Below are 6651 nucleotides of genomic sequence, written 5' to 3'. Positions count from 1 at the left end.
CTCGACTTGCATGTATTAGGCACGCCGCCAGCGTTCGTCCTGAGCCAGGATCAAACTCTCCATGAAAATGGTAAGCTGATTAGCTCAATCTGCATCACGCTAGCAATGCAATAATAATTATGTTGGGATTTTCTTAAAAATCCCTGAGATATCATGTATCTCTATTTCGCTTGGCTTTTGTTCAGTTTTCAAAGAACTACTTGTCACTCGATAGCGACCTGATTATCATAACATCATCGACCCGAAAGTGTCAAATGTTTTTTTCTGTCTCATCAGCGACAAGTAATAATATATCACGCCCTGTTAATCACGTCAACATTAATTTGATTATTTTTTTAAGCGATAATATGTTTTTTCAATTCCGTCGACTCTCGTCTTTAACTTCATCGTCTCAACTAGCTCTTTTTCAACTAAGTGACGAATGAGGAGTTCAAGGTCAACAACATAATCTGCTACTTCACTCATCGACATCAATTCCGATATCGTCAACAACTCCTCTGGATTATGCAAAAGCGAAAGAAAATGCTGACTTCCCATCTCAGTTCTTGAATGAACCGCAAGCTCGGTAGTTAAAATAAGAAGCTCAATTCGCTTCTCTAAGGACTCTTCACTTTTCAATAACTCTTGGTACAACTTATATATTTGAGGCTCAATATGTCTTACCTGCTCCCAAACTGTTACTTCAGGATATAAACCATGATTGATAACGGATAAACGCGCAAGATGATGAAGAGCGTGCAGCATATTGCTATAAGCATCAAAGTAATGCCCATTACGGAACAAAGACTTCCCCTCTTCAAACCTTCTAAGCATCTTCGTAAACTGGATCGTCATCTTTTTCGCTCGGTCACCAGGAGGAAATGAATCAATTCGTTCTTTTACCTCTTTTAGAAACTCGTTACGGTCAAAAACAATCTTTCCATTAACTAACCAATCAACTAATCGTCTATGATTTCCTACTATTAAAGTTTGGTGTAGCATTGCCTGACTTATTAAATGAAACGATACTTTTTTCTTACCCACTTGATAATGCCTTACTTCCCACGAAATACTTTGATAGTAATTAACAAGGACAATTACAACATCAAAACCATCTGTAACAGATAGAGGCAAAAAATCTTTTTCTACAATAAGAATTGCTAACGTTTCTTCGTCACTCGCACGATCCTGATAAAGCTGTCGCAACAAAACATCCATTTTAACTTCCCCTCTCCACACCAACAGGAATCTTACTATTCTATACCTATCAATTCCTTTGTTAAACACAATCATAACAAGAACTTCATGGTGTTTCAGCATAACAATTTCTACAAAAAAACTGCAACTCCTGCTTAAAAAAGCAACGGAATCTTCTTTAAGTGTTAACAAAACTATAAAAGAGATTCAATCAATTATATGCTATACTAACACTAGATTTAGGAGGGACTAACATGGCTTTAAAATACACTAATAAAATAAACAAAATTAGAACATTCGCTTTATCTCTTGTATTTATCGGAATCCTCGTCATGTACATAGGGGTATTCTTCAGGGAATCTTATATTATTATGACACTTGCGATGATAGCCGGTTTTCTTTTCATCATCGGAAGTACTGTCGTTTACTTTTGGATTGGCATGCTTTCCACAAAGACCATTCAAGTCATTTGTCCCAGTTGTAATGGTGCCACTAAAATGTTAGGACGTGTGGATGCATGTATGCACTGCAGCGAACCATTAACAATGGATAAGTCATTAGAAGGTAAAGCGTTTGACGAAGACTACAATCGTAAGTCAAAGAAGTAGAGCATTCTACTTCTTTTTTATTTCTACTACTGACCCCACAACACAAAAAATACACCCTCCAGCTGGAAGGTGTTACGTATTAATGCTCTACTTTTTCTTTACAATCCGGACAAGTACCGTAAATTTCCATACGGTGATTATGAACTTTAAACCCTGTCACGTGCTCCGCTAAAGTTTCCACTTCATCTAACCCTGGATAATGAAAATCAACTATCTTACCACAATCTCCACATATCACATGGTAGTGATCAGAAGTTACGGAATCAAATCTGCTTGATGCGTCACCATACGTTAACTCTTTTACAATGCCAGCTTCCTTGAATACGCGCAAATTATTATAAACAGTCGCGACACTCATATTAGGAAAACGCCCTTCTAAAGCCTTATAAATATCATCAGCTGTTGGATGGGTCATTGATTCATAAAGGAATTCTAGTATCGCATGACGTTGTGGCGTCATACGCACACGGGTGCTTTTCAAAGCATCAAGTGCATCTTGCAAGCGATGATCAGACATTGTCATGCACCTCTCTCTCAAGTAACCATTCTTACTTTATAATTAGTATAATATATAAGAAGATCTCCGTCAATATTTCACTTGACAAATTGGTTACCCCATTGCAATAAATGGTGCAGCATCTTTTACATCAAGTAAAAACGATGTATATCGATGATCCTGCTTACTGCGACGTAGCTTTCTATTCTCTAGATCTAAACAGATTGATTTCAAAGCTTCTTGCAACTTCTGAACATCCTCTTCCTCAACACCAAATAAAAAGGTCGTATTCCCTTTTTTCCAGAAGCCACCCGAACTTGCTAACTCCGTCATACGGTACCCTTGATCTCTTAACTGTTCTTCAACTTCATCAGCGTAAACATTATCAATAATACATACAAGCAGTTTCACAGCTACACCACCCTTTCCAACATCTATACTTAACTTTATTCGTTTTTAAGCGAGGTGTTCCTGCCTAATAGCACTTCTTACAATCGAGTCGCTTTTTTATTCAAGCTCTTCTTTTACAAATGCAAGCGCCTCAGCAACATGGTCTTTCACTCTTACTTTCCTCCACTCTTTAACAAGCTTTCCTTCTTTATCAATAATAAAAGTCGATCGTTCAATCCCCATGTATTCTTTGCCAAAGTTCTTCTTTAGTTTCCAAACTTCATATAACTCTGCTACTTTATGGTCTTCATCTGCTAACAATAAGAATGGAAGTTGATATTTTTCAATAAACTTCTCATGTCTAGCAACAGGATCAGGACTTACACCAAGAATGACTGTATCTAATTCAAAAAAATCTTCAATCTTATCACGGAAATCACAAGCTTGAGTCGTACAACCAGGTGTCATATCTTTCGGATAAAAATACAAGACAACATTTTTCCCACGATAATCTTGTAACGAAATAGGTTCACCACTATTTGCAGGTAACGAAAATAAAGGAGCTTCTTGTCCAACTTGAACAGCCATCTACACTCATCCTTTCAATATTTACTTAAGATAAGCGTATCGTAAGTCTTCACGAAAGACAACTATTAGGAGATAACTATATTCACAATGTTTCCTCAATTATTCATCCCGTTTAGCAACCTGTAAAAAGGCCGTAAAAACAAAAGCCGCCGGAAGTAAAAATCCAAACAAAGCCTGTACGATTGCGATGAAACGTCCTATTCCAATCGGGACTAAATCTCCGTAACCGACTGATAGTAGCGTAACGGCACTAAAATAGATTATATCCTCTATTAGATGATTAACCGTACCTTCAACATTAGAATTTCCCTCTTTCAAAACCTCTACCCCTAATAATTCGAGCCCTAAATAAAGATTAGAAAAGGATAAAATGACCGTTATATATACGAGAATTAGCAATACAAAATGGCGCAGTGATACGGTGTGTGTGCCCCTGATTGGACGGTAGCGTAAAAGCATTAATAGACTAACGATTGTACCTGCAGTCGCCAAAAAAAGTGCAAATGCTAGAAGCCAAATCATTTCTCCCCTCCCTATCTGTCTAAGCATAGTTTCCCTTCCTCAAAGCTTGAAAAGGTTGATTTAAACGTCCTTTTATCTTATGCAAAGGTGGTGACTCCTAGAATATGCGATAATCAAACTTGCCCAACTTGATGCTCTATGGTTGAATACAAACAGAAGCAATAGAGATATTTATAGGAGGAATCTATATGAACAATGGACAATCTGAACGTCTATATAAAGAAGCGCAAGAACATATCGTTGGTGGGGTAAATAGTCCATCACGTGCTTATAAAGGTGTAGGTGGTGGTACACCTGTTTTTATGGAAAGAGGAAATGGTGCTTACTTTTGGGATGTTGACGGGAATCGTTACATAGACTACTTAGCTGCGTATGGGCCTATCATTACTGGACACGCCCACCCACATATCACAAAAGCGATCCAACAAGCAGCAGAAAACGGTGTGCTATACGGAACGCCAACGAAGCTTGAAAATAAATTTGCAAAAATGTTAAAAGAAGCGATCCCTTCTCTTGAAAAAGTTCGCTTCGTAAATTCAGGAACAGAAGCAGTTATGACAACGATTCGAGTTGCTAGAGCTTATACAGGGAGAGACAAAATCATTAAATTTGCAGGTTGTTACCACGGCCACTCGGATCTTGTTTTAGTTGCTGCAGGATCTGGCCCATCGACTCTCGGTACTCCTGATTCAGCCGGGGTTACCAAAAGCATCGCTAAGGAAGTGATAACCGTACCGTTCAATGATCTTAACGCTTATAAGGAAGCACTCGACAAATGGGGCGACGATATCGCAGCCGTTCTAGTAGAACCAATCGTTGGCAATTTCGGAATTGTCGAGCCGGAAGATGGCTTTTTAGAAGCCGTCAATCAATTAACTCATGACGCTGGTGCATTAGTCATTTACGATGAAGTCATTACTGCTTTTCGCTTCATGTACGGAGGAGCCCAAAACTTACTTGGGGTTGAACCAGATATGACCGCATTAGGAAAGATCATTGGAGGTGGCCTGCCAATTGGCGCCTACGGTGGGCGTGTTGACATCATGGAAAAAGTTGCCCCACTCGGCCCTGCCTATCAAGCAGGAACAATGGCCGGCAATCCTGCATCAATGAGTGCTGGAATTGCTTGTTTAGAAGTTTTACAAGAGGAAGGCCTGTATGAGCAACTGGACAAATTAGGCTCAATGTTAGAAGAAGGAATTCTCACCTTAGCTGATAAACACAATCAGACCATCACAGTTAATCGCTTAAAAGGGGCACTAACCGTTTATTTCACAGCTGAAAAAGTTAGAAATTATGAACAAGCTGAAACGTCCAACGGCGAACAATTCGGGGTCTTCTTTAAAGAACTGTTAAAACGCGGGATCAACCTAGCACCATCCAAATATGAGGCATGGTTTTTAACGATCGCACATACCGAAAATGATATAAAAGAAACACTCACTGCAGTTGATGAAGCATTTGCAGCTCTGAACAAATAACGTACTAATTGTTGGATGATTGGTGACATTCTCATGTCTTTTGAATGAATGTCATAAATCATCCTTTTTTACATACTAAATACACTTGATTAACTGCAGAATCCGTTGTATAGTACGCTTTTGTTGTTCATTTTACGGGTATAAATTCAATACATCAGCTATACTATCAGTAACAATGGACTCATGACTTTTCAATATGAAGGAGTTTATTTCAAACATGAAACTTGGGGCTCGTATTATTAAAACTGGGCTTGCTGTTATGCTTTCACTGTATTTAGCGATCTGGATTGGACTTGAGCCACCTATGTTTGCAGCACTTGCTGCAGCAATCGCCGTACAACCATCTGTATACCGGACATTCCAAACCATTTTGGAACAAGTCCAAGCAAATTTTATCGGGGCTGTTTTAGCTGTTATATTCGTTATGACATTCGGTCACGCCCCATTTGTTGTCGGCCTCGTTGTCGTTTTAGCGATATCGATTATATTAAAAGTAAAATTAGAACCGACAACCATCCCGTTAGCAATTGTTACTGTTATCATTATTATGGAAAGTCCAGCAGCTAATTTTATTGAGTTTGCTACTGGTCGTTTTGCTCTTGTCATACTAGGTGTGTTAGCCGCATTTATTATCAACCTTTTCTTTATTCCACCTAAATATGAAACAAAACTTTACCACAAGCTCGTGACAGCTACAGAAGAAATTAACCAATGGACAATGTTGCTCATTCGGCACGCTGCTGATCACAGGTCATTAAAAAAAGACTTAAGTCGCTTAGAAGAAAGAATGGTAAAGCTCGAGAATCTGTTCCTTCTTTATAAAGAAGAACGTAATTATTTTATGAAAAACAAATATGGAAAGGCTCGTAAAGTTGTCTTATATAGACAAATGGTCGTTACAACGAAAAATGCCCTTTCTGTGCTTAAAAATCTTGAAAGACGTTCCGATGAGTTAGCGATCATGACCGAAGAAACCAATAAAGAATTCGAAACACAATTAGATTATCTTACTACGTATCATGATCGAATCTTACTGCGATACATCGGGAAGGTACACCCTGGTCATTCAGATAATTTAATCGAGTCGATGAACAAAGGGAAAGAAGAATTGATGAGTCATTATATCAGTCTTCAAAATGATAGCAGCATTGATTATGATCAATGGTTACACCTGCTACCTGCTGTTTCGCAGATGATTGAATATCAAGAACAACTAGAGCACCTCGATCATTTAGTTGATAGTTTCTTTAATTACCATCAATCCGAAAATGAAATTACGGTTCGGGAGCCCGAAGACGACCTATAATATTACTAAAAAAAGGATGACTCTGATTCTGATCCGATCAAACTTGATCTGGCCAGTTCTAAAGTCATCCTTTTACTGTAAGAG

Annotated in this window: 8 protein-coding genes and 1 rRNA gene; 3 read left to right on the top strand and 6 right to left on the bottom strand. The window is 38.4% G+C overall.

Features of this window, described 5'->3' with window-relative positions:
• Positions 1 to 66, bottom strand: a 16S ribosomal RNA gene (locus AC1FXZ_RS17680); the annotation flags it as partial.
• A gap of 261 nt (positions 67 to 327) precedes the next feature.
• A complete protein-coding gene (locus AC1FXZ_RS17675; protein ID WP_480056060.1) occupies positions 328 to 1197 on the bottom strand; it encodes a nucleotidyltransferase-like protein in 870 nt (289 codons plus the stop codon).
• A 233-nt stretch (positions 1198 to 1430) separates the two neighbouring features.
• Here AC1FXZ_RS17675 and AC1FXZ_RS17670 point away from each other — a divergent pair, with 233 nt between their 5' ends.
• On the top strand, positions 1431 to 1784 hold the full coding sequence (locus tag AC1FXZ_RS17670; protein WP_480056058.1) for a YgzB family protein: 354 nt from the start codon (positions 1431 to 1433) through the stop codon (positions 1782 to 1784).
• 79 nt (positions 1785 to 1863) lie between these two features.
• Here the strand turns inward: AC1FXZ_RS17670 and perR are convergent, their stop codons facing one another.
• From perR to AC1FXZ_RS17650, 4 genes are all read right to left on the bottom strand, one after another.
• Positions 1864 to 2301 carry a peroxide-responsive transcriptional repressor PerR gene (gene perR / locus AC1FXZ_RS17665; RefSeq protein ID WP_480056086.1) on the bottom strand — a complete coding sequence of 146 codons (438 nt, stop codon included), beginning with the start codon at positions 2299 to 2301 and terminating at the stop codon, positions 1864 to 1866.
• A 93-nt stretch (positions 2302 to 2394) separates the two neighbouring features.
• Complete coding sequence (locus tag AC1FXZ_RS17660) at positions 2395 to 2691, bottom strand: cyclic-di-AMP receptor (protein ID WP_480056056.1); 297 nt, start codon at positions 2689 to 2691, stop codon at positions 2395 to 2397.
• 96 nt (positions 2692 to 2787) lie between these two features.
• A complete protein-coding gene (bcp, locus tag AC1FXZ_RS17655; RefSeq protein ID WP_480056054.1) occupies positions 2788 to 3258 on the bottom strand; it encodes a thioredoxin-dependent thiol peroxidase in 471 nt (156 codons plus the stop codon).
• 99 nt (positions 3259 to 3357) lie between these two features.
• A complete protein-coding gene (locus tag AC1FXZ_RS17650; protein WP_480056053.1) occupies positions 3358 to 3780 on the bottom strand; it encodes an ion channel in 423 nt (140 codons plus the stop codon).
• A 188-nt stretch (positions 3781 to 3968) separates the two neighbouring features.
• On the opposite strand from AC1FXZ_RS17650, the gene AC1FXZ_RS17645 reads away from it, so the two are divergent.
• Positions 3969 to 5261: a glutamate-1-semialdehyde 2,1-aminomutase gene (locus tag AC1FXZ_RS17645; RefSeq protein ID WP_480056052.1), complete on the top strand. Its 1293-nt coding sequence runs from the start codon at positions 3969 to 3971 to the stop codon at positions 5259 to 5261.
• A 217-nt stretch (positions 5262 to 5478) separates the two neighbouring features.
• Complete coding sequence (locus tag AC1FXZ_RS17640) at positions 5479 to 6567, top strand: FUSC family protein (RefSeq protein ID WP_480056050.1); 1089 nt, start codon at positions 5479 to 5481, stop codon at positions 6565 to 6567.
• Positions 6568 to 6651 lie beyond the last annotated feature (84 nt).

It is taken from the genome of Halalkalibacter sp. HAAS-P014, assembly GCF_056619965.1.
The sequence above is the reverse complement of the archived record's forward strand: the minus strand, read 5'-3'. Positions and strand labels throughout refer to the sequence as shown.